Origin of the sequence: Pseudomonas peradeniyensis, from assembly GCF_014268935.2 — a bacterium.
GTDB lineage: Bacteria > Pseudomonadota > Gammaproteobacteria > Pseudomonadales > Pseudomonadaceae > Aquipseudomonas > Aquipseudomonas peradeniyensis.
This window is the reverse complement of sequence record NZ_JABWRJ020000003.1, coordinates 612,510-639,071: the sequence shown is the minus strand read 5'-3', so window position 1 is coordinate 639,071 and position 26,562 is coordinate 612,510. Positions and strand designations below refer to the sequence as shown.

At 62.2% G+C, this 26,562-nt stretch carries 22 protein-coding genes, 1 tRNA gene and 3 rRNA genes; 11 read left to right on the top strand and 15 right to left on the bottom strand.

Going from position 1 to position 26,562, the window contains the following annotated elements; genetic code table 11:
- The 7 genes from HU751_RS17750 to tyrS all read right to left on the bottom strand — a co-directional run bounded on the left by HU751_RS17750 (position 1) and on the right by tyrS (position 8,877).
- The gene (locus HU751_RS17750; protein ID WP_186715871.1) at positions 1 to 756 is read right to left on the bottom strand and encodes a pantothenate kinase; all 756 of its coding nucleotides are present in this window, start codon (positions 754 to 756) and stop codon (positions 1 to 3) included.
- Positions 746 to 1,705: a bifunctional biotin--[acetyl-CoA-carboxylase] ligase/biotin operon repressor BirA gene (birA, locus tag HU751_RS17745; RefSeq protein WP_186734634.1), complete on the bottom strand. Its 960-nt coding sequence runs from the start codon at positions 1,703 to 1,705 to the stop codon at positions 746 to 748. Before birA ends, HU751_RS17750 begins: the two co-directional genes overlap by 11 nt.
- Positions 1,706 to 1,997: 292 nt before the next feature.
- Positions 1,998 to 2,113 (bottom strand): 5S ribosomal RNA (gene rrf / locus HU751_RS17740).
- Between the two features lie 130 nt (positions 2,114 to 2,243).
- Positions 2,244 to 5,067, bottom strand: a 23S ribosomal RNA gene (locus tag HU751_RS17735).
- A gap of 337 nt (positions 5,068 to 5,404) precedes the next feature.
- Positions 5,405 to 5,477: transfer RNA gene (locus tag HU751_RS17730), tRNA-Ile, on the bottom strand.
- A gap of 88 nt (positions 5,478 to 5,565) precedes the next feature.
- Positions 5,566 to 7,061: ribosomal RNA gene (locus tag HU751_RS17725) — 16S ribosomal RNA — on the bottom strand.
- Together the 16S, 23S and 5S rRNA genes with 1 tRNA gene alongside form the textbook arrangement of a ribosomal RNA operon.
- 616 nt (positions 7,062 to 7,677) lie before the next feature.
- The gene (gene tyrS / locus HU751_RS17720; protein WP_050703547.1) at positions 7,678 to 8,877 is read right to left on the bottom strand and encodes a tyrosine--tRNA ligase; all 1,200 of its coding nucleotides are present in this window, start codon (positions 8,875 to 8,877) and stop codon (positions 7,678 to 7,680) included.
- A gap of 213 nt (positions 8,878 to 9,090) precedes the next feature.
- On the opposite strand from tyrS, the gene HU751_RS17715 reads away from it, so the two are divergent.
- The gene (locus HU751_RS17715) at positions 9,091 to 10,506 is read left to right on the top strand and encodes a peptidoglycan DD-metalloendopeptidase family protein (protein ID WP_186731666.1); all 1,416 of its coding nucleotides are present in this window, start codon (positions 9,091 to 9,093) and stop codon (positions 10,504 to 10,506) included.
- A gap of 1 nt (position 10,507) precedes the next feature.
- Positions 10,508 to 11,599, top strand: a complete 1,092-nt coding sequence (locus HU751_RS17710; RefSeq protein ID WP_186731667.1) for an anhydro-N-acetylmuramic acid kinase — start codon at positions 10,508 to 10,510, stop codon at positions 11,597 to 11,599.
- 60 nt (positions 11,600 to 11,659) lie between these two features.
- On the opposite strand, the gene erpA is transcribed toward HU751_RS17710, so the two are convergent.
- A complete protein-coding gene (gene erpA / locus HU751_RS17705; RefSeq protein ID WP_050703544.1) occupies positions 11,660 to 12,010 on the bottom strand; it encodes an iron-sulfur cluster insertion protein ErpA in 351 nt (116 codons plus the stop codon).
- A gap of 145 nt (positions 12,011 to 12,155) precedes the next feature.
- Positions 12,156 to 13,190: an N-acetyl-gamma-glutamyl-phosphate reductase gene (argC, locus tag HU751_RS17700; protein ID WP_186731668.1), complete on the bottom strand. Its 1,035-nt coding sequence runs from the start codon at positions 13,188 to 13,190 to the stop codon at positions 12,156 to 12,158.
- Between the two features lie 140 nt (positions 13,191 to 13,330).
- On the opposite strand from argC, the gene hemJ reads away from it, so the two are divergent.
- The 7 genes from hemJ (at position 13,331) to HU751_RS17665 (ending at position 18,177) form a co-directional block, all read left to right on the top strand.
- Positions 13,331 to 13,756, top strand: coding sequence for a protoporphyrinogen oxidase HemJ (gene hemJ / locus HU751_RS17695; RefSeq protein WP_050703542.1), 426 nt, complete (start codon positions 13,331 to 13,333; stop codon positions 13,754 to 13,756).
- 30 nt (positions 13,757 to 13,786) lie between these two features.
- On the top strand, positions 13,787 to 14,743 hold the full coding sequence (locus HU751_RS17690; RefSeq protein ID WP_186731669.1) for an NAD(P)H-dependent flavin oxidoreductase: 957 nt from the start codon (positions 13,787 to 13,789) through the stop codon (positions 14,741 to 14,743).
- Positions 14,744 to 14,794: 51 nt separating this feature from the next.
- Entirely contained in the window at positions 14,795 to 15,577 is a 783-nt protein-coding gene (locus HU751_RS17685; protein ID WP_186731670.1) for an SDR family NAD(P)-dependent oxidoreductase, read from the top strand.
- 64 nt (positions 15,578 to 15,641) lie between these two features.
- A complete protein-coding gene (locus HU751_RS17680; protein WP_110734636.1) occupies positions 15,642 to 15,980 on the top strand; it encodes a histidine triad nucleotide-binding protein in 339 nt (112 codons plus the stop codon).
- A 66-nt stretch (positions 15,981 to 16,046) separates the two neighbouring features.
- Positions 16,047 to 16,694, top strand: a complete 648-nt coding sequence (gene coq7 / locus HU751_RS17675) for a 2-polyprenyl-3-methyl-6-methoxy-1,4-benzoquinone monooxygenase (RefSeq protein ID WP_110734634.1) — start codon at positions 16,047 to 16,049, stop codon at positions 16,692 to 16,694.
- A 10-nt stretch (positions 16,695 to 16,704) separates the two neighbouring features.
- Positions 16,705 to 17,742 (top strand): DUF2157 domain-containing protein, encoded by a 1,038-nt coding sequence (locus HU751_RS17670; RefSeq protein ID WP_186731671.1) that lies wholly within the window; start codon positions 16,705 to 16,707, stop codon positions 17,740 to 17,742.
- Between the two features lie 9 nt (positions 17,743 to 17,751).
- Entirely contained in the window at positions 17,752 to 18,177 is a 426-nt protein-coding gene (locus HU751_RS17665) for a hypothetical protein (RefSeq protein ID WP_186731672.1), read from the top strand.
- Positions 18,178 to 18,197: 20 nt separating this feature from the next.
- Here the strand turns inward: HU751_RS17665 and HU751_RS17660 are convergent, their stop codons facing one another.
- Positions 18,198 to 18,620 carry an OsmC family protein gene (locus tag HU751_RS17660; RefSeq protein WP_028689009.1) on the bottom strand — a complete coding sequence of 141 codons (423 nt, stop codon included), beginning with the start codon at positions 18,618 to 18,620 and terminating at the stop codon, positions 18,198 to 18,200.
- A 189-nt stretch (positions 18,621 to 18,809) separates the two neighbouring features.
- Between HU751_RS17660 and crp the strand changes: the two genes are divergently transcribed.
- Positions 18,810 to 19,454 carry a cAMP-activated global transcriptional regulator CRP gene (gene crp, locus HU751_RS17655; RefSeq protein ID WP_050703538.1) on the top strand — a complete coding sequence of 215 codons (645 nt, stop codon included), beginning with the start codon at positions 18,810 to 18,812 and terminating at the stop codon, positions 19,452 to 19,454.
- Here crp and HU751_RS17650 read toward each other — a convergent pair.
- The 4 genes from HU751_RS17650 to HU751_RS17635 form a co-directional block, all read right to left on the bottom strand.
- A complete protein-coding gene (locus HU751_RS17650; protein ID WP_186731673.1) occupies positions 19,451 to 20,155 on the bottom strand; it encodes a lipoate--protein ligase family protein in 705 nt (234 codons plus the stop codon). The two genes, crp and HU751_RS17650, sit on opposite strands and share 4 nt — an antisense overlap.
- Before the next feature lie 127 nt (positions 20,156 to 20,282).
- Entirely contained in the window at positions 20,283 to 21,116 is an 834-nt protein-coding gene (gene trpC, locus HU751_RS17645) for an indole-3-glycerol phosphate synthase TrpC (RefSeq protein WP_050703531.1), read from the bottom strand.
- Positions 21,113 to 22,162: an anthranilate phosphoribosyltransferase gene (gene trpD / locus HU751_RS17640; RefSeq protein ID WP_186731674.1), complete on the bottom strand. Its 1,050-nt coding sequence runs from the start codon at positions 22,160 to 22,162 to the stop codon at positions 21,113 to 21,115. The genes trpC and trpD overlap by 4 nt, the downstream gene beginning before the upstream one ends.
- Before the next feature lie 9 nt (positions 22,163 to 22,171).
- Positions 22,172 to 22,765, bottom strand: a complete 594-nt coding sequence (locus tag HU751_RS17635; protein ID WP_028689014.1) for an aminodeoxychorismate/anthranilate synthase component II — start codon at positions 22,763 to 22,765, stop codon at positions 22,172 to 22,174.
- A gap of 376 nt (positions 22,766 to 23,141) precedes the next feature.
- Here HU751_RS17635 and estP point away from each other — a divergent pair, with 376 nt between their 5' ends.
- Complete coding sequence (gene estP / locus HU751_RS17630) at positions 23,142 to 25,046, top strand: esterase EstP (protein ID WP_186731675.1); 1,905 nt, start codon at positions 23,142 to 23,144, stop codon at positions 25,044 to 25,046.
- A gap of 32 nt (positions 25,047 to 25,078) precedes the next feature.
- On the opposite strand, the gene trpE is transcribed toward estP, so the two are convergent.
- Positions 25,079 to 26,557, bottom strand: a complete 1,479-nt coding sequence (gene trpE / locus HU751_RS17625; protein ID WP_050703528.1) for an anthranilate synthase component I — start codon at positions 26,555 to 26,557, stop codon at positions 25,079 to 25,081.
- Positions 26,558 to 26,562: the final 5 nt, after the last annotated feature.

Sequence of the window (26,562 nt, the reverse complement as noted above, 5' to 3'; positions counted from 1 at the left end):
TCACCTCGACTCAATTGGGCAGGCCATGGCCAGGCCGACAAAGACCAGATCCGGCACGATCCGCGCCTGAGGCGCGGCGTCCTGCACCAGCGGCGCATCGCCCCCGGTCAGGAAGACCGTGAAATCCTCACCCCATAGCGCCCTGGCCTGCTCGATCTGGGTCCGGGCAAAGCCCTGGAGCATCAACACGCAACCACGCTCGACCGCTTCGACGGTGGAGCGCCCCGGCGCCAGGCTGCCCAGGGCACGCTCGGCCGAGGCATCGTCATAGCGGATTCGCCGGGTGTGGGTGCGCAACTGGCTGCGCATCAGCGGCATGCCCGGACAGATGTACCCACCGAGGTGCTCACCGTCGGCCGCGACATAGTCGGCCTTGGCCGCGGTACCGAAGTCGATGACCAGGCAGGCGCGACCCGCCAGGTGATAGGCGCCCAGCGCGCCGAGCCAGCGATCCATCCCCAGGCGCTGGTAGTCCTCGTAGCCATTGCGAACGCCGGCCATTTCCTTCACCGGCTGGGCCACACTCACTTCGACCCCGAACGAAGCCAGGATCAACGCACACAGCGCCGAAGTTTCTTCTTCACTGCGCACGCTGACCATCCGGCAACCGATCAGGCGCAGGGATGAAAGCGCCGCGACGGCCGCAACCAGTGCCTGGTCGGAATCGACGATACCGCCACCGTTGATGGTGGCGTCGGCCGCATGGATGACGCGCCACTTGATGAAGCTGTTTCCGCAATCGAGCTCAAGAATCATCACGCAACCTCAGACTGAGCTCGCCACCGCTGAAGCTCTTTTCCACACCATCCACCTCGAGGCGCAAGCCGCCCTGCCCATCCACGCCCAACGCCACCCCATCGATGCGAGTGGTGCCGGCGACCAGCGAGACTTTCTGCCCCTGCCACAGGTGCGCCTGCTCCCATTCTTCCTGGAACGCGGCGAAACCATAGCGGCGATGACGAGCCAGCTCGTGCTGCAGTTGCTGGCTGAGCTCCGCCACCAAGCGGTTACGGTCCACCAACTGTCCGGTCTCGCCGCGCATGGAGGTCCAGGGTTGGTCGATCTGTTCACCGCCCTGCATGTTCACGTTGATACCGATACCCAGCACCACATGGCAGACATCCGCCGGATCGCCGACCAGCTCCAGGAGGATGCCGGTGATCTTGCGCCCGCTGGCCAGGACATCATTGGGCCATTTCAGCCCGACATCCTTCAGGCCGAACGTCTTCAGCGTGCGCATGACCGCCAGGCCAACCACCAGGCTCAAGCCCTCGAGCTGGCGCATGCCGCCATCGATGCGCAGTACCAGGCTGTAATAGAGGTTTTCGGCGAATGGACTGACCCATTGGCGACCACGGCGTCCGCGCCCGGCGCTCTGCCGCTCGGCCAGCACCAGGAACGGCGCCACCTGTCCCTGGGCGGCAAGCCTCAAGCCCTCGGCATTGGTGGAGTCGATGGTGTCGTGAATGAAGGCCGGCCACGGCTCACCCTCCGAAAACCCGGCGATCGCCTGCGATTCAAGCAGGTTCAGCGGCGCTGCCAGCTGATAGCCACGGCCACGGACCTTGTGAATAGTCAGGTTCAGTTCGCTCTCAAGGTGCTGCAGCTGTTTCCAGACGGCGCTGCGGCTTACCCCGAGGGCGGCCCCCAGGGCTTCTCCGGAATGGAACCGGCCATCCTTGAGGAGATTCAACAACTTCAGCATGCCAGTCTCGACTTGGAATAAGGCTGGCATGATAGCCACGCCCCGAGGGCTTGCATAGGAAAAGGGCTACCGCCGGCCCCGCAGCCGACGCGATCTCTGTAGGAGCGGCCTTGTGCCGCGAAAGGGCTGCGAAGCGGCCCCAGGATTTGTGCATCACGCTGATGTCGCCGGGGCCGCGTTGCGGCCCTTTCGCGACGCAAGGCCGCTCCTACAGGGGGCGGTGTTGGTTTCTGTGACGCGGAAAAGACAAAACCCCTACCTGCTCGCGCAGATAGGGGTTTTGCGAAATGAATCTTGACGATGACCTACTCTCACATGGGGAAACCCCACACTACCATCGGCGATGCATCGTTTCACTGCTGAGTTCGGGATGGGATCAGGTGGTTCCAATGCTCTATGGTCGTCAAGAAATTCTGTTGCCAGAAGATCCAGATGGATACTCCAGCGAATTCGGATATGCGATTTGTGATGTTGCGAACTTTCGGTTCTTTCGTCTTCACCACCGCAATCTGCGCTTTGCAAATTGCTTGGGTGTTATATGGTCAAGCCTCACGGGCAATTAGTATTGGTTAGCTCAACGCCTCACAGCGCTTACACGCAACCTATCAACGTCGTAGTCTTCGACGGCCCTTCAGGGAGCTCAAGGCTCAGTGTGGAGATCTCATCTTGAGGCAAGTTTCCCTTAGATGCTTTCAGCGGTTATCTCTTTCCGAACATAGCTACCGGCAATGCCATGGCGTGACAACCGGAACACCAGAGGTTCGTCCCTCCGGTCACTCTCGTACTAGGAGCAGCCCCTCTCAAATCTCAAACGTCCACGGCAGATAGGGACCGAACTGTCTCGACGTTTCTAAACCCAGCTCGCGTACCACTTTAAATGGCGAACAGCCATACCCTTGGGACCGGCTTCAGCCCCAGGATGTGATGAGCCGACATCAGTGCCAAACACCGCCGTCGATATGAACTCTTGGGCGGTATCGGCCTGTTATCCCCGGGTACCTTTATCCGTTGAGCGATGGCCCCTTCCATACAGAACCACCCGGATCACTAAGACCTACTTTCGTACCTGCTCGACTGTGTCTCGCAGTCAAGCGCGCTTTTGCCTTTATACTCTGACCGATTTCCGACCGGTCTGGAGCGCACCTTCGTACTCCTCCGTTACTCTTTGGGAGACCGCCCCAGTCAGCTACCATACACTGTCCTCGATCAGGATTAACGGACCTGAGTTAGAACCTCAAGGTTGCCAGGGTGGTATTTCAAGGATAGCTCCATGAGAACTGGCGTCCCACTTCAGCCTCCCACCTATCCTACACAAGCAAGCTCAAAGTCAGTGCAAAGCTATAGTAAGGTTCACGGGGTCTTTCCGTCTAGCCGCGGATACACTGCATCTTCACAGCGTTTCAATTTCACTGAGTCTCGAGGTGGAGACAGCGCCGCCATCGTTACGCCATTCGTGCGGGTCGGAACTTGCCCGACAGGAATTTCGCTACCTTAGGACCGTTATAGTTACGGCCGCCGTTTACCAGGGCTTCGATCAAGAGCCTTCGCTTGCGCTAACCCCATCAATTAACCTTCCGGCACCGGGCAGGCGTCACACCTATACGTCCACTTTCGTGTTTGCAGAGTGCTGTGTTTTTAATAAACAGTCGCAGCGGCCTGTGGTATCTTCGACCGGCGTGGGCACGCAGCAAGTGCTTCACCCTCACCGGCGCACCTTCTCCCGAAGTTACGGTGCCATTTTGCCTAGTTCCTTCACCGAGTTCTCTCAAGCCTTGGTATTCTCTACCTAACCTGTGTCGGTTTGGGGTAGGTTCCCAGTTCCCACATCTGAAGCAGGAGCTTTCTTGGAAGCATGGCATCAACACTTCGCGCTCTAAAACGCTCGTCATCAGCTCTCGGCCTTAAGATCCCGGATTTGCCACAGATCTCAGCCTACCACCTTAAACTTGGACAACCAACGCCAAGCTGGCCTGGCCATTATAAAATCCCTCCATCGCAATAACTGGAAGTACAGGAATATTAACCTGTTTCCGTAAACTACCTTTTCAGCCTCGCCTTAGGGACCGTGCACTGCGTCGATTAACGTTGCGCGAAGCAGTCTTTCGGCGTGCGGGGTTTTTCACTCGCATTGTCGTTACTCGTAATGGCATTCGCCACTTCTGATGCCTCCAGCAAGCTTCTCAACTCACCCTTCACGAGCACAGAACGCTCCTCTACCGCATGCAGAGGTGATACCCGTAGCTTCGGTGCATGGTTTTTGAGCCCCGTGCATACTTCGCGCAGGCCGACTCGACTAGTGAGCTATTACGCTTTCTTTAAGGAATTTGGCTGCTTCTAAGTAACCTCCTAGCTGTGTCTAAGCCTTCCCACATCGTTCCCCTTAACCATGACTTTGGGACCTTAGCTGACGGTCTGGAGTTTGTTCCCTTTTCACGACGGACGTTGGCACCCGCCGTATGTCTCCCATACTTAGCACTTGTAGGTATTTAAAGGTTTTGCATCAGTTTGGTAAGTCGGGATGACCCTAGCCGAAACAGTGCTCTACCCCTACAGTGATACATGAGGCGCTACCTAAATAACTTTCGAGGAGAACCAGCTATCTCGAGCTTGATTAACCTTTCCTCCGATCCACAGGTCATCCGCCTTTTTCAACATTAGTCGGTTCGGTCCTCCAGTCAGTGTTACCTAACCTTCAACCTGCCCATGGATGAATGTTGGTTTCGGTCTATACCCAGCGACTAAAGCGCCCTAATAAGACTCGCTTTCGCTACATCCCTATTCGGTTAAGCTCGCCACTGAATATAGAAGTCGCTGACCCATTATACAAGGTACGCAGTCACCTAACAAGTGAGCTCCCACTGCTTGTACGCATACGGTTTCAGGTTCTATTCCTCCCCTCTCCGGGTTCTTTTCGCCTTTCCCTCACGGTACTGGTTCACTTCTATCGGTCAGTCAGTAGTATTTAGCCTTGGAGGATGGTCCCCCATGTTCAGACAAGTTTCTCGTGCTCCGTCCTACTCGATTTCACTGGCAAGAGATTTTCGTGTACGGGGCTATGCCTATGTGCACTTTCAGAGCGTTCATAATCTCAAACCAGCAAGGGCTGGTCCCCGTTCGCTCGCCACTACTAAGGGAATCTCAGTTTGATTTCTTTCCTCGGGTACTTAGATGTTTCAGTTCACCTGGTTCGCCTCTTGCACCTATATTCAGTACAAGATAACCAGCTTATACTGGCTAGGTTCCCAATTTCGAAGTCTCTGGATACGGATCTGTTGCCAGCTCTGAAACTTATCATAGGCTACCACGTCTTTCATCGCCTCTGACTGCCAAGGCATCCACCGTATGCCCTTCTTCACTTGACCATATAACCCCAAGCAATCTGGTTATACTGTGAAGACGACATTCGCCGAAAATTCGCATTTCGCTCATTGCTGAGCAGAACTCACAAATTTACCTTAGCCTGAATAGCCAACGTTAAACTGGCATTCAGTCTATCTATCACATATCGAATTTTTAAGAACGATCTGACAAAAGTCAGAGTAAACATTCATCAACGAATGTTCATTTCTAAGTTCTGAGCAGTGCTGCGAAACCTGAAAGAGTGGTGGGCAAGCGGGATCGAACCGCTGACCTCCTGCGTGCAAGGTAGGCGCTCTCCCAGCTGACTATGGCCCCATTTGACCAGCCACACCAAGTAATTGGTAGGTCTGGGCGGGTGACTGCCGACCTCGCCCTTATCAGGGTGCGCTCTAACCAACTGGGCTACAGACCTATAACAGGGTCGCGTTACAGCATCGTCTTTACACAATGAATCAAGCGAATTCGTGTGCCAAGGAGCTCATCAGCAGGCTGATGTCTTCGATTAAATTGATCAGCCGCAGGTTCCCTACCGGCTGTATTTGACCACCCCAGTCATGAATCACACCGTGGTAACCGTCCTCGAAGGTTAGACTAGCTACTTCTGGTGCAACCCACTCCCATGGTGTGACGGGCGGTGTGTACAAGGCCCGGGAACGTATTCACCGCAACATTCTGATTTGCGATTACTAGCGATTCCGACTTCGCAGTCGAGTTGCAGACTGCGATCGGACGATCGGTTTTGTGAGATTAGCTCCACCTCGCGGCTTGGCAACCTCTGTACCGACCATTGTAGCACGTGTGTAGCCCAGGCCGTAAAGGGCCATGATGACTTGACGTCATCCCACCTTCACTCCGGTTTGTGCCAGCAGTCTCCTTAGAGTGCCCACCATAACGTGCTGGTAACTAAGGACCGTTTGCGCTCGTTACGGAAGCAACAACATCTCACGACACGAGCTGACGACAGCCATGCAGCACCTGTGTCAGAGTTTCCCGAAGGCACCAATCCATCTCTGGAAAGTTCTCTGCATGTCGGGCCTGGTAAGGTTCTTCGCGTTGCTTCGAGATTAAACCACATGCTCCACCGCTTGTGCCGGGCCCCCCGTCAATTGTTTGAGTTTTAACCTTGCGGCCGTACTCCCCGGAAGCGGTCAACTTAATGCGTTGGCTGCCACACTAAAATCTCAAGGATTCCAACGGCTAGTTGACATCGTTTACAGCGTGGACTACCAGGAGTATCTAATCCTGTTGCTCCCACGCTTTCGCACCTCAGTGTGGTAATAGTCCAGGTGGTCGCCTTCGCCACTGGTGTTCCTTCCTATATCTACGCATTTTACCCGCTACCGTTCCACACCCTCTACCATACTCTAGCTCGCCAGTTTTGGATACAGTTCCCAGGTTGAGCCCGGGGCTTTCACATCAGCAACGAACCTACGCGCGCTGCGCCCAGTAATTCCGATTAACGCTTGCACCACTCTGTAGTACACCGCGGCTGCTGGCACGAAATTAGCCGGTGCTTATTCTGTCGGTAACGTCGGAAGCAACAGGTGATAACTTACTGCGCTGCCAACTTAAGTGTACCACAATCCGAAGACCTTCTTCACACACGCGGCATGGCTGGATCAGGCTTTCGCCCATTGTCAATATTCCCCCTGCCTCCGTAGGAGTCTGGACCGTGTCACCAGTTCCAGTGTGACTGATCATCCTCTCCAGACCAGTTACGGATCGTCGCTAGGTGAGCCATTACCTCACCTACTAAGCTAATCCGACCCTAGGCTCATCTGATAGCGCCAGGCCCGAAGGTCCCCTGCTTTCTCCCGTAGGACGTATGCGGTAGCGTTCCTTTCGAAAACGGTGTCCCCCACTACCCAAAGGCGAATCCTAGGCATTACTCACCGTCCGCCGCTGAATCAAGGAGCAAGCTCCCGTCATCCGCTCGACTTGCATGTTAGGCCTGCCGCCAGCGTTCAATCTGAGCCATGATCAAAATCTTCAGTTCAATACTGGCGGGTTTTAAGAAACCCTAAACTTGGCTCAGCAATCTCAAGGCAACTATGTGATTTCTCATGGCCACTGTGATGCTGATAATCTTGGCGACTATCAGTCCGTACTCACAAGCACCCACACGAATTGCTTGATTCAATTTGTTAAAGAGCGTTTGGCCAAGAGCTTTTCATCTCAACCGAGGCGCGCATTCTACGCTTTCCTCATTTCGTGTCAAGCGTTTATTTTGAGGTTTTTAACGAAGAACTCGTTTCACTTCAAACACTTGACTCGCTGCGATCTCTCGTAGCGGGAGGCGAATCATACAGCGTTACAACCTGCTGTCAACTGCCTTTTTCACCGCTGCCGATCAGATGATCGAAGCACCTCCGCAACCCTCTTCAACAATCAACTCATTGATATTCAAGGAGTTTTTCGTTCCGATGTCGCTGGAAGTGGGGCGCATTATAAGGGGATCTGAGAGGGCGTCAACCGTTAATTTCATAAAAATCAAAAAGATCGCTTCAGGTGCTCGCCGACGCCTTGCCACCCTGGCACCTATATTAAGAAGCCCCAAAACAAAAGCGGGGAGGCCTACCGGCCTCCCCGCTTCTCTTTACACCACCAGGCGATCACTCCGCCTTGAGGCTGACCCGGGCAAACGCCTTCTTGCCCGCCTGGCACACATGGGTCGCGCCAATCACGAACATGAAGTCACGGTCGACCACCGCGCCATCCACCTTGACCGCACCAGCGCCGAGCAGATCCCGCGCCTGCGCCGAGTTCTTCACCAGGCCAGCCCGATTCAGCACGGCGGCGATCGGCAGATCTTCAGCGGCAGCTACTTCGATCTCCGGCAGGTCCTCCGGCAACTCGCCTTCCTTCATGCGGTTGCCCGCGGCACGGTGCGCATTGGCCGCAGCCTCTTCACCATGGAAGCGAGCCACGATCTCCTCGGCCAGCTTGATCTTGATGTCGCGCGGATTGGCGCCATTCTCGACATCCGCCCGGAACTGATCGATCTCTTCCATCGAACGGAAGCTCAGCAGCTCGAAGTAACGCCACATCAAGGTATCGGGAATCGACACAAGCTTGCTGTACATCACCCCGGGCGCTTCCTGGATGCCGACATAATTGCCCAGCGACTTGGACATCTTCTTCACGCCATCCAGCCCTTCGAGCAGCGGCATGGTGACGATGTTCTGTGCCTCCTGACCGTAGGCGCGTTGCAGCTCGCGCCCCATCAGCAGGTTGAACTTCTGGTCGGTGCCACCCAGCTCGACATCGGCCTTCAAGGCGACGGAGTCGTAACCCTGCACCAGCGGATAGAGGAACTCATGGATCGCGATCGGCTGGTTGGTGGTGTAGCGCTTGTCGAAGTCGTCGCGCTCGAGCATGCGCGCCACGGTGTACTGCGAGGCCAGGCGAATGAAGTCGGCAGGCGTGAGCTTGTCCATCCAGGTGGAGTTGAACGCCACCTCGGTCTTGGCCGGGTCGAGGATCTTGAACACCTGCTGCTTGTAGGTCTCGGCGTTATCTAGCACCTGCTCGCGGGTCAGCGGCGGACGGGTGGCGCTCTTGCCGCTCGGGTCACCGATCATGCCGGTGAAGTCGCCGATCAGGAAGATGACCTGATGCCCCAGTTCCTGGAACTGGCGCAGCTTGTTGATCAGCACCGTGTGCCCCAGGTGCAGGTCGGGCGCGGTTGGATCGAAGCCCGCCTTGATGCGCAGCGGTTGGCCACGCTTGAGCTTCTCCACCAGTTCCGATTCGACCAGTACCTCTTCCGCACCGCGCTTGATAAGCGCCAGCTGCTCTTCAACCGACTTCATAGACAGACCCGCAACGCTAGGATTCAAGGGGAGCCAACCATACAAGATCGGCCATCAAATACAAGTTTCGCAAAGGTTTGTGACCCGAACGGCGCACCGCAACGTCTACGCGCCCTTGCGTGAGAATGGATTTGGTTATATTTTATACAGTTATTTCATCTTCATCATGTCATTCATCTTTTCCATTTCACCTTTTTCAAAGTCACCTCACCTATGACCAACGAAACGCCTAAAGCGCCCCCGCTTTATCCGAAAAGCCATCTGTTGGCCGCAAGCGGCATTGCCGCCCTCCTCAGCCTGGCCTTGCTGGTCTTCCCTTCCAGCGAAGTGGAAGCCAAGAAAACCACCCTCAGCCTGGAGCTCGAGAGCCCGGCAGAACAGCTCAAGGACGAGTCCCGCAGCGCCCCCCTGGTAGAGGCCGGGCAGAGCAGCGACTCGCCATTCGCCCAGATCGACGGCGCGGAGCCCGAGACCGCCAAGGCGGAACCGGCGCCAGCCCCCGCCGCCAAGCCGGAAGAAAAGGCCCCGGGCCACCGCGAAGTGGTGGTCAGCCGCGGCGATACGCTTTCCACCCTGTTCAACAAGGTCGGCCTGCCGGCCAACGCCGTCCACGACGTGCTGGCGAGCAACAAGCAGGCCAAGCAGTTCAGCCAGCTCAAGCATGGCCAGGTGCTGCAGTTCGAACTGGACAAGGACGGCCAGCTGACCAGCCTGCACAGCAAGGTCAGCAACCTCGAGACCATCCGCCTGAACAGGACCGACAAGGGCTTCGCCTTCGAGCGCGAGATCAGTAAGCCGGTGGTCCGCACCGCCTACGCCCATGGCGTGATCAAGAGCTCGCTGTCCGCCTCCGCCCAGCGCGCCGGCCTGTCCCACAGCATGACCATGGACATGGCGCGCATCCTCGGCTACGACATCGACTTCGCCCAGGACATCCGCCCTGGCGACGAATTCGACGTGGTCTACGAGCAGAAGATGATGGACGGCAAGGTGGTCGGCACCGGCAACATCCTCTCCGCCCGCTTCACCAACCGCGGCAAGACCTACACTGCCGTGCGCTACACCAACAAGCAGGGCAACACCAACTACTACACCGCCGACGGCAACAGCCTGCGCAAGGCGTTCATCCGCACCCCAGTGGACTTCGCCCGCATCAGCTCGCGCTTCTCGGCCGGGCGCAAGCACCCGATCCTCAACAAGATCCGTGCGCACAAGGGCGTCGACTACGCCGCGCCACGCGGCACGCCGATCAAGGCCGCCGGCGACGGTCGCATCGAACTGGCCGGCCGCCGCGGCGGCTACGGCAACACCGTGATCATCGCCCATGGCAATTCGTACAAGACCCTCTACGGCCACATGCAGGGCTTCGCCAAGGGCATCAAGACCGGCTCCAGCGTCAAGCAGGGGCAGATCATCGGCTACATTGGCACCACCGGCCTGTCGACCGGCCCGCACCTGCACTACGAGTTCCAGGTCAACGGTGTCCACGTCGACCCGCTGAGCCAGAAGGTGCCGATGGCCGACCCGATCGCCAAGGCCGAGCGCCAGCGCTTCAACCAGCAGAGCCAGCCCCTGATTGCCCGCATGGATCAGGAAAAGGCCACCCTGCTCGCCGCCAACAAGCGCTGACATGGCGCTCTACCTGGGGGTGATGTCCGGCACCAGCCTTGATGGCCTGGACATCGCCCTGATCGAGCAAGACGAGCAGCTGCGGCTGCTCGCCACCCATTACATCCCCATGCCCGTCGACCTGCGCCAGGACCTGCTCGGCCTCTGCGCCAGCGGCCCCGACGAGATCGCCCGTGCGGCCCTGGCGGAAAACCGCTGGGCCACCCTGGCGGCACAGGGCATCAATCATCTGCTGGCCGCCCAGGGCCTGGCGCCCGACGCCATCCGTGCCATCGGCAGCCACGGCCAGACGGTTCGCCATGAGCCGGCCCGTGGCTTTACCGTGCAGATCGGCAACCCGGCCCTGCTGGCCGAGCTCACCGGCATCTGCGTGGTGGGCGACTTCCGTCGCCGCGACGTGGCGGCGGGTGGCCAGGGCGCGCCCCTGGTACCGGCGTTTCACGAGGCCCTGTTCGGTCATCTCGGCCAGCGCCTGGCGATCCTCAACGTGGGTGGCTTCAGCAACCTGAGCCTGATCGAACGCGAGCAGCCGGTGCATGGCTTCGACTGTGGCCCGGGCAATGTGCTGCTGGATGCCTGGATCGAACGCAAGCAGGGCCAGGCCTTCGATGCCGACGGCGCCTGGGCGGCCAGCGGCAGCGTCCGTCAGGACCTGCTGAGCGCCCTGCTGAGCGATCCGTTCTTCGCCGGCAGCGGCCCGAAGAGCACTGGCCGCGAAGTCTTCAACCTGCCCTGGCTGGACGCCCATCTGGCGCGCCTGCCGGCGTACCGTGACGAAGATGTCCAGGCCACCCTGCTGGAGCTGACGGCGCGCAGCATCATCGACTCGCTGCGCCAGGCCCAGGACGGCACCGAGGCCCTGCTGGTCTGTGGCGGAGGTGCGCGCAACGGTGCATTGATGGCGCGCCTGGCGGCCCTGCTGCCGGCTGCCAAGGTTGCAAGCACCGCCGCACATGGCGTGGACCCGGATTGGGTCGAGGCCATGGCCTTCGCCTGGCTGGCCCATTGCTGCCTGGAGGGCATCCCGGCCAACCGCCCCAGCGTGACCGCCGCCCGCGGCCTGCGCATCCTCGGTGCGATCTACCCCGCCTGAACACCCGCCAGAATGCAAAACGCCGCGCAATTGCGCGGCGTTTTCACAGCAGGGTCCGGATCAGATCGAGAACGACGAACCGCAACCGCAGGTAGTGGTGGCGTTCGGGTTCTTGATCACGAAGCGCGAACCTTCCAGGCCTTCCTGGTAGTCGACTTCGGCGCCCGCCAGGTACTGGTAGCTCATCGGGTCGACGACCAGCGCAACACCTTCGCGCTCGACGATGGTGTCGTCATCGGCCACGTCTTCATCAAAGGTGAAACCATACTGGAAGCCCGAGCAGCCGCCGCCGGTCACGAACACACGCAGCTTCAGCCGCTCGTTGCCCTCTTCGCTGACCAGGGTTTTCACCTTGTGCGCAGCCCCGGGAGTGAACTCCAAAGCCGTGGGGGTGAAGGTTTCGACGCTCATGTTGATTCTCCCGGCGCAGTGCCGCCATAAAACTCGATGGCGGGTATTATCCGCTTGTCCGAGAAAATCGGTCAAGAATTGTGCGGCTTTAGTCGCCCCCATGAAAAAGGCCCGCGCGAGGCGGGCCCTGGCAACGACCGACGGCTTACGGCAGCAGCCCGGCGTGGGACAGGCCCATGCGCTCGTCGAGGCCGAACAGGATGTTGAGGTTCTGCACCGCCTGGCCCGACGCGCCCTTGACCAGGTTGTCGATCACCGACAGCACCACCACCAGGTCACCGCCCTGAGGCCGGTGCACGGCGATGCGGCAGACGTTGGCACCGCGCACGCTGCGGGTTTCCGGATGGCTGCCGGCCGGCATCACGTCGACGAACGGTTCGTTGGCGTAGCGTTTCTCGAACAGCGCCTGCAGGTCGACCGAGGTATCGGCGACCGTCGCGTACAGGGTGGCATGGATGCCACGGATCATCGGGGTCAGGTGCGGCACGAAGGTCAGACCGATGTCCTTGCCCGCCGCCTGGCGCAGGCCCTGGCTGATCTCCGGCAGGTGACGGTGGCCCTTGACCGCGTAGGCCTTCATGCTCTCCCCGGCCTCGCAGAACAGCGAACCTACCGCAGCGCCACGACCGGCGCCACTGACGCCCGACTTGCAGTCGGCAATCAGCCGCGACGGGTCGGCCAGGCCGGCCTCGAGCAGCGGCAGCAAGCCCAGCTGGGTGGCGGTCGGGTAGCAACCCGGCACGGCGATCAGGCGCGCCTGGCGGATCTTCTCGCGGTTCACCTCGGGCAGGCCGTAGACGGCGTCCTTGAGCAGCTCGGGCGCGCCATGGGGCTGGCCGTACCACTTGCCCCATTCGGCGGCGTCCTGCAGGCGGAAGTCGGCGGACAGGTCGATGACCTTGGTGCCGGCCGCCAGCAGCTCACCCGCCAGGGCGTGGGCGACGCCGTGGGGCGTGGCGAAGAACACCACGTCGCAGGCCGCCAGGGTCTTGCTGTCCGGCACGCTGAACGCCAGGCCATCGTAGTGGCCGCGCAGGTTCGGGTACATGTCGGCAACCGCCACGCCCGCTTCGGATCGCGAAGTGATGACCGCCACTTCGGCCTGTGGGTGCTGCGCCAGCAGACGCAGCAGTTCGACACCGGTGTAACCCGTGCCGCCGACGATACCGACCTTGATCATGACGCTTGCCCCTTATCAACGAGACCACTGGAAAGCGCACGATAATAGGGGCCAAGGGCGCCTGTAACAACTCTTGGGATGACCCTTCGGGCCCTTGGCCTCTACTATCTGACGACCGTGAAAACCTGAAGGAACTCCCCATGCTCTATCTATGGATCAAGGCGCTGCATATCGTCAGCGTGGTCTGCTGGTTCGCCGGCCTGTTCTACCTGCCACGCCTGTTCGTCTATCACGCCCAGAGCCAGGACAGCATCAGCCTCGAGCGCTTCACCACCATGGAGCGCAAGCTGTACCGGGGCATCATGAACCCGGCGATGATCGCCACCTACGTGTTCGGCGGCTGGATGCTGTACCTGAACCCCGGCTGGCTGAGCCAGGGCTGGCTGCACGCCAAGCTCACCCTGGTGGCCCTGCTCACCGTCTACCATCACATGTGCGGCGCCCAGCGCAAACGCTTCGCCGCCGGCACCAACACCCGCAGCCATGTGTACTACCGCTGGTTCAACGAGGCACCGGTGCTGATGCTGCTGGGCGTCGTAATTCTCGTGGTGGTCAAACCGTTCTGACGATATCCACCCGCCTACAGGAGTTTCGCCATGTCCCTGCCCGCCTCGCTCGAACAACGCCTGCGCCTGCCCCTGGTGGCGGCGCCGATGTTCCTGATCTCCAATCCCCGGCTGGTGCTCGCCTGCTGCGCCAATGGCGTGGTGGGCAGCTTCCCTGCCCTGAACCAGCGTGACAGCGCAGGGTTCAAGGCCTGGCTGGAGGAGATCGAGGCCGGGCTGGCCGAACTGCAGGCGCCTGCGCCCTATGCGGTCAACCTGATCGTGCACCCGACCAATCCGCGCCTGCAGGCCGACCTGGCCCTGTGCGTCGAGCATCGCGTGCCCATCGTCATCACCAGCCTCGGCGCGGTGAAGGAGGTGGTCGATGCGGTGCACAGCTATGGTGGCCTGGTGTTCCATGACGTGACCACCCGTCGCCACGCCGAGAAGGCCGCCGAGGCTGGCGTCGACGGGCTGATCGCCGTGGCCGCCGGCGCCGGCGGCCATGCCGGAACCTGGAGCCCGTTCGCCCTGGTCGCGGAGATCCGCCAGTTCTTCGACAAGACCTTGCTGCTGGCCGGTTGTCTGAACCACGGCCATGAACTGCTGGCCGCGCAATTGCTGGGGGCCGACCTCGGCTACATGGGCACCCGCTTCATCGCCACCCGCGAGAGCCAGGCTCAGGATGCCTACAAGCAGATGATCCTGGGCGCCGGGGCCGCCGATATCGTGCATACCCCGGCGGTGTCCGGCATCCCCGCCAGCTTCCTGCGCCAGAGCCTGGAACAGGCCGGCTACGACCTGACGGCGCTCAAGAGCGGCCATGAAGCCGGCAAGCTCAAGCCCCTGGATGACGAGGCCAAGGCCTGGAAGACGGTCTGGTCGGCCGGCCAGGGTGTCGGCGAGATCCATGACCTACCCGGCGCCGGCGAGCTGATCGGGCGCCTGCAGGACGAGTACCGGGCCGCCCTGGCGCGCAGCCAGCAGCTGCGCAGCAACGCCTTGTAGCAAATCGGCCAGGCTGTACACTAGGCGCCCCTTACGCCCCAGGAGCCTTGCATGACCCGTTACGCCATGATCACCGGAGCTTCCAGCGGCCTGGGCCTGGCCCTGGCGGAAGCCCTGGCACGGCGCGGGCGCAACCTGATCCTGGTGGCGCGCCAGCGCGAGACGCTGGAGCCGGTGGCCATCGAGCTCACCCAACGCTTTGGCGTGGAAGTGCTGTTCCGTGCCTGCGATCTCAGCCAGCCTCTACGCCTGTCTGGCTTCGTCCTCGAGCTGGAGGAAGGCGAGCGGCGCATCGACCTGCTGGTGAATTGCGCGGGGCAGCGCACCTATGGGCCGTTCCTGGCCCATGAATGGGCCGATGAACAGGACCTGCTGGAGGTCAATATCCTTGCCCTGAGCCGCCTGTGCCACGCCATTGGCAACCTGATGGCGATCCAGGGCGGCGGGCAGATCCTCAACGTCGCGGGACTGGCCGGGGTCGCACCGGGGCCGTGGATGGCTGCCTACGCGGCGAGCAAGGCCTATGTGCTGAGTTTTTCCGAGGCCCTGCGCGAGGAACTGCGGCGCACCGGGATCAAGGTCTCGGTGCTGTGCCCAGGGCCGGTACGTTCGGCCAGGCGCCGCATCCCACGCCTCGACGGCAACAGCCGCTGCCTGAGCCCCGAGGAAATCGCCCTGTACACCGTCCGCGCCCTGGACCGCAACCGCGCGCTGATCCTGCCCGGCCGGCGCAACCGCTGGCTGGCCTTCGCCCCGCGCCTGCTGCCGCGCTGGCTGACGCGCAAGCTGGCCGGGCTGATCCATCGCCGCTATTGCCCGATCGGCATGGAATAGCCACTGGGCGAGCGGCGGCGGGCTCAGTACACTCAGCCCCGACACTCACCATGGAGCACGTGCTGTGGACGATTTATTCCTCAGAATCATCAACCGGGAGATCCCGGCGAAGATCATCTACGAAGACGACCAGGTCCTGGCCTTCCACGATATCGCCCCCCAGGCCCCGGTCCATTTCCTGGTCATCCCGAAGAAACACATCCGCACCCTCAACGACCTGACCGAAGAGGACAAGGGCCTGGCCGGCCACATCCTGTTCACCGCCCAGCGCCTGGCCCGGGAACTCGGCTGCGAAGAGGGCTTCCGCGTGGTGATGAACTGCAACGAGCAGGGCGGCCAGACCGTCTACCACATCCACATGCATGTGCTTGGCCAGCGCCAGATGCACTGGCCGCCGGGCTGATCCAAGGCAAGCCTGCCCAGGGGTATTGAGGTAGACTGTCGGGCATCACTTCAGCGGAGGTGCCCGATGGCTACCGAACGTCACTACTCGCCGCTCGACCGCTTGTTGCTGCAGGCCGATACCGCCATGCGCACCTTGCTGCCCTTCAGCGGCCAACCCGCCCGCCCATCCCCGGCGATCATCCAGCCGGACGCCGAACTCGACGAGCAGCAGACCCGTCATATCGCCGGCCTGATGCGCATCAATCACACCGGCGAAGTCTGCGCCCAGGCGCTGTACCAGGGCCAGGCCCTGACCGCCAAGCTGCCCCAGGTGCGCAAGGCCATGGAGCATGCGGCGGAAGAAGAAATCGACCACCTGGCCTGGTGCGAGCAGCGCATTCGCCAGCTCAACAGCCACCCCAGCGTGCTCAACCCGGTGTTCTACGGCCTGTCGTTCGGCATCGGCGCCCTCGCCGGGCTGGTCAGCGACAAGGTCAGCCTGGGCTTCGTCGCCGCCACCGAGCATCAGGTGTGCAAGCACCTGGACGAACACCTGGAGCAGATCCCCGAGAACGACGGCAAGTCCCGCGCCATCCTCGAACAGATGCGCGTCGACGAGGAACACCACGCCGAGTCCGCGCTGGAAGCCGGCGGCTACCGTTTCCCGGCCCCCGTGCGCTTCGGCATGAGCCTGCTGGCCAAGGTCATGACCAAGAGCACCTACCGAATCTGAGACGCGCACCATGGAACGTTTCGACGCCAGGGACCTGGCACGCGCCGTGAGTGCCGGCGTGCTGCAGCCGGGGCAGGACCAGGCCTTGCTGGCCTTCCTGCGCCAGCAGCCGGAAAGCCGCGCCAGCTTCCAGCTTGCCCATGTGGCGTTCTACTTCGGCGCACTGCTGATCATGGGTGCCATGGGCTGGCTGCTCACCGAGGCCTGGATGCGCATCGGCGACGGCGCACTGCTGGCCATCGCCCTGCTCTACATCGCCGGGATCACCCTGTTCGCCCTGTCGCTGCAACGACGCAACCAGCCTGTCGCCGCCGGCGTGCTGGCCGCCGTGGCGGTCAGCATCGTGCCGCTGGCGGTGTTCGCCATCGAGCGCCTGGCAGGCTGGTGGCCGCTGGACGACGCCCAGGGCGACTACCACCAGTACTACACCTACGTGCAGGGTGGCTGGTTGGCGATGGAGGCGGCGACGGTACTGGCCGGGCTGCTGATGCTGCGCCTGATTCCCTTCCCTTTCATCGTCATGCCGATCGCGGTGGCCCTGTGGTTCATGTCCATGGACCTGAGCGAGTGGTTCCATGGCGACCTGTTCAGCTGGGAGCAACGGCGCACGGTCTCGCTGTGGTTCGGCCTGGGCCTGCTGCTGGTATTCCTGGTGATCGACGGACGCACCCGCCGGGACTATGCCTTCTGGGGCTATCTCGCCGGCCTGGCGGCGTTCTGGGGCGGGCTGACGCTGATGGACAGCGGCAGCGAGTGGGGCAAGGCGCTGTACTGCCTGATCAACCTGGGGCTGATGGGCCTGGCCGTCCTGCTGCGCCGCCCCGTGTTCATGGTGTTCGGGGCAATGGGGGTGGCGGCCTATCTGGGCTATCTGTCCTACGAGGTGTTCGCCGATTCCCTGCTGTTCCCGGTCATACTGACCTTGATCGGCCTCGGCGTGATCGGTCTCGGCGTGCTGTACCAGAAGCGACGTGAGGCATTGAGCGAGCATCTGCGGGCACAGCTACCCGAACGCCTGTTGCAACTGCTGCCGGCATTGCGTCGCTGAACATTGAACATGGGACGATCGCTCGCCCGGCTGCTGCAGGGCCTTGGCCTGATCCCGGTCGCCTATCTGTTCGTTTGCCTGATGGTCGCCAGTGTCGGGCAAAGCACTTTCAGCCTGGAACTGCCGACGCTTACCGACCCTGACAGCAACAGCAGCGCCGAGCTGATGCTCGGCACACTGCCCGCGCAGCTGCTATTCCTGCTGCTCAGCGTGTTTTTAGCCAGCCGCCAACTGCTGGTCGGCACGTTCGTGCTCGCTGGCACGTTGGCTGCGTGGTTGCAGTGCCAGGTGTTTGCCGAACACTTCGGCACCACCTGGAGCAGCAGCGAAATCCTCATCCTGCTCGGGGTGAATACGCCCTGGCTGGTGCTTGCGCTGATCCCGGGGCTCGCGTTGCTGCTAGGTGTCGAATGCCTGCACAAGCAAAGCGCCTGACCGGCAGGCGCTGCCTTCGATCAACCGAGTTCGACGATTTCGTAACCGTGCGTGATCTCAACGCCCGCGCGATCCAGCATGATCGAGGCCGAGCAATACTTCTCCGCCGACAGCTCGACCGCACGCTTGACCTGCGCCTCCTTCAAGCCGCGGCCCTTGACCACGAAGTTGAGGTGGATCTTGGTGAACACCTTCGGGTCTTCACTGGCGCGTTCGGCTTCCAGGAAGGCCTCGCAGCTTTCCACGGCCTGGCGCGACTTCTTGAGGATGCTGACCACGTCGAAACTGCTGCAGCCACCCAGGCCGAGCAGGAGCATCTCCATCGGGCGCACGCCCAGGTTGCGACCTCCGGCTTCGGGTGGACCGTCCATGACCACGACATGGCCGCTCCCCGACTCGCCGAGGAACATCGCTTCACCGGCCCACTGGATGCGTGCCTTCATCTATCCGGACTCCCGATTTCGTAAAAGGGTGTCAGCTTAGACCTTGTGAGGCTGTCGGAAAAGCTCAAGCCACGTCGCTTTTGTGCCGATTCAAGTTGAAGTGTCTGATAAGCTGGCGCCAAATGACTGGCGCGTGCTGCCAGGCGCCTCTATAAAAAGCCAATGCGTCGCATCGAACAGGATTTCGTGATGGTCTCCTCAGCCCTGCCACCCAAGATCAAGAACATCGACAAGCTGCTGGCCCACTGCCAGCGCCGTCGCTACGCCGCCAAGAGCAACATCATCTGTGCCGGCGACCGGGCCGAGACCTTGTCGTTCATCATCAAGGGCTCGGTGACCATCCTGATCGAGGACGACGACGGCCACGAGATGATCATCGCCTACCTCAACAGCGGTGATTTCTTCGGTGAGCTGGGGCTGTTCGAGCCGGCCGGCCAGGAACATCAGCGCAGCGCCTGGGTGCGTGCCAAGACCGAGTGCGAAGTGGCCGAGATCGGCTACGACAAATTCCGCGAGCTGGTACGCCTGGAGCCGGAAATCCTCTATGCTCTGGGCAGCCAGATGGCCCAGCGCCTGCGCAACACCACCCGCAAGGTCGGCGACCTGGCGTTCTTCGATGTCACCGGGCGGGTCGCCCGCTGCCTGCTCGACCTGTGCAAGCAACCCGACGCCATGACCCACCCCGACGGCATGCAGATCAAGATCACCCGCCAGGAGATCGGTCGTATCGTCGGTTGTTCACGGGAGATGGTCGGCCGCGTCCTCAAGGACCTCGAGGAGCGCAGCCTGGTGCAGGTCAAGGGTAAGACCATGGTGGTCTACGGCACCCGTTAGTCCTTCGGCAGCTCCGCCAGCACTTGCCTGTATGCCTGGCTCAGACGCTCGAACCAGGGAGCCGCAGGCGCCACCTCGTGCAGGGCGATATGGCTGTCGGCACGGCAGCGCTGCTCCAGTTCGCAGCACTCATTGAAGCGGTTGACCGCCGCGACCATCGATTCACGCTCGTTGTCCAGCAACAACGCGCCATGCACCAACACCACCGGGCGCTTGCCCCCCAGCCCCTGGCGCCAGCGCTGGGCCGTGCCGACCAGCTTGCGGCCATTGAGGTTGACGTTGTAGCGGCCATCGCAGAAAGCACCGTCGATTTCCCCCACCGAGGCCACACCGCCCCATTCGCGCAGGACATCGCACAGCGGCAGGCACAGACGCTCGTAGGCATTCTCGATACGCCCCTGGTCCCCCTCGCTGCGCGGGGCCACGTAGACCAGTGCCACGTTGACGGTCGCATGGGATTGCGGCACCGGCTCGCCACCGGTTTCGCGCAGCAGCACTGGCCAGCCGGCGATGGCCAGCTCGGCGCAGGCGGCCTCGAAATTGTCCAGGCGGCTCATGCGCCGGGGCATGACCAGGGCATGGTCGGTCGGGCGCCAGAACAGCACGCCGGATTCGCGCTCGCCGCGGCAGACGGCGGCCAGCAGGTCCTGTTCGGCGTGCAGGCCTTGTTCGACGGTAAGGGCCAGGGGTTGATCGGTCATTGATCCACCTTTGCTGTGATGTTCACCGGCCTCATCGCGGGGCAAGCCCGCTCCCACGTTGGGACTGTCTCGCGATGAAGCCTTCGAATACAAAAAAGCCGGCAAACGATGCCGGCTCTCTGTTCGATCAGTCCAGTTGCTGAACGGTCTTCTTCACCTGTTCGGGGAAGAACAACCGCTGCAGCTCCAACCCTGGCTGCTCGGCGCGCATGAACGCCTCGCCGACCAGGAACGAATACACCTCGTTGATTTCCATCAGCTCGACATCGGCACGGTTGAGGATGCCGCTCTCGGTGATGGCCAGGCGATCGCGGGGGATGCGTGGCAGCAGGTCGAGGGTAGTCTCCAGGCTGACTTCGAAGGTATGCAGGTTGCGGTTGTTGACCCCGACCAACGGTGTGTCGAGGGTCTTCAATGCACGCTCCAGCTCATCGCCGTCATGCACTTCGACCAGCACGTCGAGGCCGACGTCCTTGGCGGTGGCGGCCAGCTCGGCCATCTTCACGTCGTCCAGCGCCGAGACGATCAACAGCACGCAGTCGGCGCCCAGCGCACGGGCTTCGACGATCTGGTACGGATCGACCATGAAGTCCTTGCGGATCACCGGCAGCGAAACGGCGGCTCGCGCCTGCTGCAGGTAGACGTCGGCACCCTGGAAGTAGTCCACGTCGGTCAGCACCGACAGGCAAGTCGCCCCACCCTTCTCGTAGCTGACGGCAATTTCCGCCGGCACGAAGTTTTCGCGGATCACGCCCTTGCTTGGCGAGGCCTTCTTGATCTCGGCGATCACCGCAGGCTGCTTGCGCGCAGCCTGCTCGATCAATGCCCTGGCAAAGCCACGGGGCGCATCGGCCGCCTTGGCCAGACGCTCGAGTTCACCCAGGCTGACCCGCGCGCTGCGCTCGGCCACTTCCTGGAATTTGCGGGCGATGATCCTTTCCAGCACCGTCGGTACGCTCATGCTTCGTTCTCCACCTTGAATACCGCGGTAAAGGCGCCCAGCTCCTGCAGTTTCTCCCAGGCCAGGCCGGTGTGCAGCACATCGTGGGCCAGTTCGACACCCTGGGCCAGGGTCATCGCGTGGTCGGCGGCGTACAGCGCCGCGCCGGCATTGAGCACGATCATCTCGGCGGCCTTCTGGCCGTTCTCGGTCTTGCGTCGCCCCAGGGCGTCACGGATCAGCTCCAGAGAAGCCTGCGGCCCCTCGACCGCCAGACCGTGCAGGCTCTGGCTCTTCATGCCTAGGTCTTCCGGCTCGACCCAGTACTCGGTGATCTGGTCATTCTTCAGTTCGGCGACGAAGGTCGGCGCAGCCAGGCTGAACTCGTCCAGGCCGTCCTTCGAGTGCACCACCAGCACGTGCTTGCTGCCCAGGCGCTGCAGCACCTCGGCCAACGGGCGGCACAGGGCCTGGGTGAAGACCCCGACCACCTGGTGTTTCACGCCGGCCGGATTCGTAAGCGGGCCGAGCATGTTGAACAGGGTACGCAGCCCCAGGTCGCGACGTGGGCCGGCGGCGTGCTTCATTGCACTGTGATGGGTCTGGGCGAACATGAAGCCGATGCCGAGGCTGTCGATGCAACGGGCGACCTGCACCGGGGTCAGGTTCAGGTAGATACCGGCGGCTTCCAGCAGGTCGGCGCTGCCGCTCTTGCCGGAGACGGCACGGTTGCCATGCTTGGCCACGGTGCAGCCGGCCGCGGCCAGGACAAAGGCCGAAGCAGTCGACACATTGAAGATGTTGGCGCCATCGCCACCGGTGCCGACGATGTCGACCACGCCGTCGAGGGTCTTCAGCTCGACCTTGTCGGCCAGCTCACGCATCACCGACACCGCGCCGACGATCTCGTCGATGCTCTCGCTCTTCATGCGCATGCCCATGAGGAAAGCGCCGATCTGCGCCTCGCTGCACTGGCCGGTCATGATCTGGCGCATGACGTCGCGCATTTCCTCGGTGGACAAATCCAGGTGGCCGACGATACGGCTCAAAGCGGTCTTGATATCCATGATCGGTCCTTAACGGCGTCCGCCGGTCTGCTTGAGGAAATTGGCGAACAGCTCGTGGCCCTGCTCGGTGAGGATGGATTCGGGGTGGAACTGTACCCCTTCGACGTTCAGGGTTTTATGACGCAGGCCCATGATTTCGTCGACAGTACCGTCTTCGTGGGCGGTCCAGGCGGTCACTTCCAGGCAGTCGGGCAGGGTTTCGCGCTTGACCACCAGCGAGTGATAGCGGGTCACGGTGAGCGGATTGTTCAGGCCGGCGAACACGCCCAGGTCACGGTGCAGCACCGGGCTGGTCTTGCCATGCATCACCTGGCGGGCGCGCACCACGTCGCCACCGAAGGCCTGGCCGATGGACTGGTGGCCCAGGCAGACGCCCAGGATCGGCAGTTTGCCGGCAAAGTGCAGGATGGCCTCGATAGAGACCCCGGCTTCACTCGGCGTGCACGGGCCCGGGGAGACGACGATGCGCTCGGGATTAAGGGCTTCGATCTGGGCGATGGTCATTTCGTCATTGCGAATGACCTTGACCTCGGCACCCAGCTCGCCAAGGTACTGCACGACGTTGTAGGTGAAGGAGTCGTAGTTGTCGATCATCAGTAACATCTGCAACGAACCTCTTGAATACTGACTTTTGATTCGAGCCTTCCGCTGCCGCTCATGAATGCGGCCGAACCCGCACGGGGCGGTTGACGGAACAAGTGGGGAAGGCAAACGGGGACGGGCCGGGCAAACCGGCAGGAGAAAAAGTCAGGCGCGCCAACGCCAACGGGCGACGGCCTTGATAACGCGCATCAAGAGTTTGCTGACGATCAACACAGGGTAGGTCTCGTTCATACGTTCCGGGACAGTAACCTACCGGGGCGGCGGGTGCAATATGCCCCTAAACACGGGGAAACCATTGCCATGCTGGGCAAAGACCGGCGATTTGCTATGGTCATGCGGCTTGCCTTCATAAAAACAACGAAAAGGATATTCATGCATGCGCAAGACCCCCTTCCTGCACGCCACCGTCGGCATGCTCGCCCTCGCCTGCAGCCAGGCCATCATGGCCGCGCCCTCCCCCTACTCCTCACTCATTGTCTTCGGTGACAGCCTCAGCGACGCCGGGCAGTTCCCCGACCTGACCGGCGGCACGCCAGGCATGCGCTTCACCAACCGCGACGCCAACGGCAACTACGCGCCGGTGTCGCCGATGATCCTCGGTGGCAGGCTGGGCTTTTCCGGGACCAGCCTGGGGCCCTCGACGTCGCTGACCAACCAGCTGCAAGGCACGCCAGATGGCAACAACTGGGCCGTGGGCGGCTACACCACGCAGCAGATCCTCGACTCGATCACCGACACCTCGCAAGCCGTCATCCCACCCGGTCGCCCCGGCGCGGGCACTGTTCTGCGCGAGCGTGACGGCTACCTGGCCAACGGCCTGCGGGCCGACCCCAATGCCCTGTACTACCTGACCGGTGGCGGCAACGACTTCCTCCAGGGCCTGGTCAACAGCCCCACCGACGCGGCCGCCGCCGGTGCCCGCCTGGCGGCCAGCGCCCAGGCGCTGCAACAGGGCGGCGCGCGCTACATCATGGTCTGGCTGCTGCCGGACCTGGGGCAGACACCGAACTTCAGCGGCACACCCCAGCAAGGGCCGCTGTCGCAGCTGTCCGGCGTGTTCAACCAGTCGCTGGTCAACCGGCTCGGGCAGATCGACGCCGAGATCATCCCGTTGAATGTCCCGGCGCTGCTGCGCGAGGCCCTGGCCAGCCCCGCCCAGTTCGGCCTGGCCGCCGACCAGAACCTGGTCGGCACCTGCTACAGCGGCGACGGCTGCGTGGGCAACCCGGTCTACGGGGCGAACGGCACGACGCCGGACCCGACCCGGCTGCTGTTCAACGACTCGGTGCACCCGACCATCGCCGGTCAGCAACTGATTGCCGACTACGCCTATTCGATCCTCGCCGCGCCCTGGGAACTGACCCTTCTGCCGGAAATCGCCCACGCCAGCCTCCGCGCCCATCAGGATGAGCTGCGCAACCAGTGGCAGACACCCTGGCAGGCGGTCGGTCAATGGCAGGCGTTCGTCGCCACCGGTGGCCAGGACCTGGACTTCGGCAGCCAGCGCAGCGCCGCCAGTGGCGACGGGCGCGGCTACAACCTGACCCTCGGCGGCAGCTATCGGCTGGATGACGCCTGGCGCGTGGGGCTGGCGGCGGGCGTGTACCGGCAAAGGCTCGAGGCCGGCCAGGAAGATTCCGACTACAAGCTCGACAGCTACCTGGCCAGCGCCTTCGCCCAGTTCCGTCAGGATCGCTGGTGGGCCGACGCGGCACTGACCGCCGGGCACCTGGACTATCGCGACCTCAAGCGCACCTTCGCCTTGGGCGTTGGTGAGCGCAGCGAGAAAGGCGACAGCGATGGCGAAGCCTGGGCCGTCACCGGCCGGGTGGGCTACAACCTGGCGGCCGAGAGCAGCCGCTGGCAACTGGCGCCCTTCATCAGCGCCGACTATGCGCGGGTCAAGGTCGATGGGTATGACGAGAAGAGCGGCCGCTCCACGGCGCTCGGCTTCGACGATCAGGAGCGCACGTCACGCCGGCTGGGGGCCGGCCTGCTGGGGAGCGTGCAGCTCCTGCCGACGACCAGGCTGTTTGCCGAGGTGGCCCGCGAGCACGAGTTCGAGGACGATCAGCAGGACCTGCGCATGCACCTGACCAGCCTGCCGGCGAACGACTTCACCTTGACCGGCTATACGCCGCACAGCAACCTGACCCGCGCCAGCCTTGGGCTGACCCATGAACTGGTGCCGGGGGTGAACCTGCGGGGGAACTACAACTGGCGCAAGAGTGATGAGTTGCGCCAGCAGGGCGTGAGCGTGGCGTTGAGCCTGGACTTCTGAGTTGTCGGGGCCGCGTTGCGGCCCCGATCCATTTACTTGGAGGTCTGCTCGGCCAGCGCCACCGCGCGGAACATCGCCCGGCGCTTGTTGATGGTTTCTTCCCACTCCAGCGCCGGCACCGAGTCGGCGACGATGCCGCCACCGGCCTGCACATGCAGTTCGCCGTCCTTGATCACCGCGGTGCGGATGGCGATGGCGGTATCCATGTTGCCGTTCCAGGCAAAGTAGCCCACCGCGCCACCGTAGACGCCGCGCTTGACCGGCTCCAGCTCGTCGATGATCTCCATGGCGCGGATCTTCGGCGCGCCGGAGAGGGTACCGGCCGGCAGGATCGCCCGCAGCGCGTCCATGGCCGTCAGCCCCTCATTCAGCTGGCCGGTGACGTTGGACACGATATGCATGACGTTCGAGTAACGCTCGATCACCATCTTCTCGGTCAGGCGCACGCTGCCGGTGGCCGACACCCGGCCCACGTCGTTGCGGCCCAGGTCGATGAGCATCAGGTGCTCGGCGATTTCCTTGTCGTCCGACAGCAGGTCGTCTTCCAACGCCCGGTCGGCTTCTTCGGTGGCCCCGCGCGGGCGGGTACCGGCGATCGGCCGCACGGTGACCAGGTTGTCCTCGACCCGCACCAGCACTTCCGGCGAACTGCCTACCACATGGAAGTCGCCGAAGTTGAAGAAGTACATGTACGGCGTCGGGTTGAAGCAGCGCAGCGCCCGGTACAGGTCGATGGGCGCAGCCTTGAAGTCGATGGACATGCGCTGGGACGGCACCACCTGCATGCAGTCGCCGGCCAGGATGTACTCCTTGATGCGGCCCACGGCGCTTTCGTAGTCGGCTTGTGTGTAGCTTGAGCGGAACGCCGGCTCGGCGGCCATCGGCCCGCTCAGGTCCAGGCCACGGCGCGGGGTGATCGGCTGGCGCAGGGTATCCAGAAGCCCCTGCAGGCGGGCCTGCCCTTGCTCGAAGGCCTGCGCCTCGGCCGGGTCGACCAGCACGATGGCGTGCATCTTGCCCGCCAGGTTGTCGAACACCACCACGGCATCGGAGACCATCAGCAGGATATCCGGTACCCCCAATGGGTCCGGGTTGGGGCTGGCACCCAGGCGTTTTTCCACATAGCGCACGCAGTCGTAGCCGAAATAGCCCACCAGGCCACCGTTGAAACGAGGCAAGCCAGGAATGTCGGCGACCTTGTAGCGATCCTTGAACGCCTCGACGAAGGCCAGCGGATCCTCGACGTCGTGGCTTTCCACCTCGACGCCATCCTGCAGGATGCTGACGTGGTACCCGTGCACACGCAGCACGGTGCGCGACGGCAAGCCGATCATCGAATAGCGGCCCCACTTCTCGCCGCCCTGCACGGACTCGAGCAGGTAGGAGTTGGGTTGGTCGGCCAGCTTCAGGTAGATCGACAGCGGCGTGTCGAAGTCGGCCAGGGTTTCGCAGGCCAGGGGAATGCGGTTGTAGCCGGCAGCGGCCAGGCGCAGGAATTCTTCGCGGGTCATGTGTA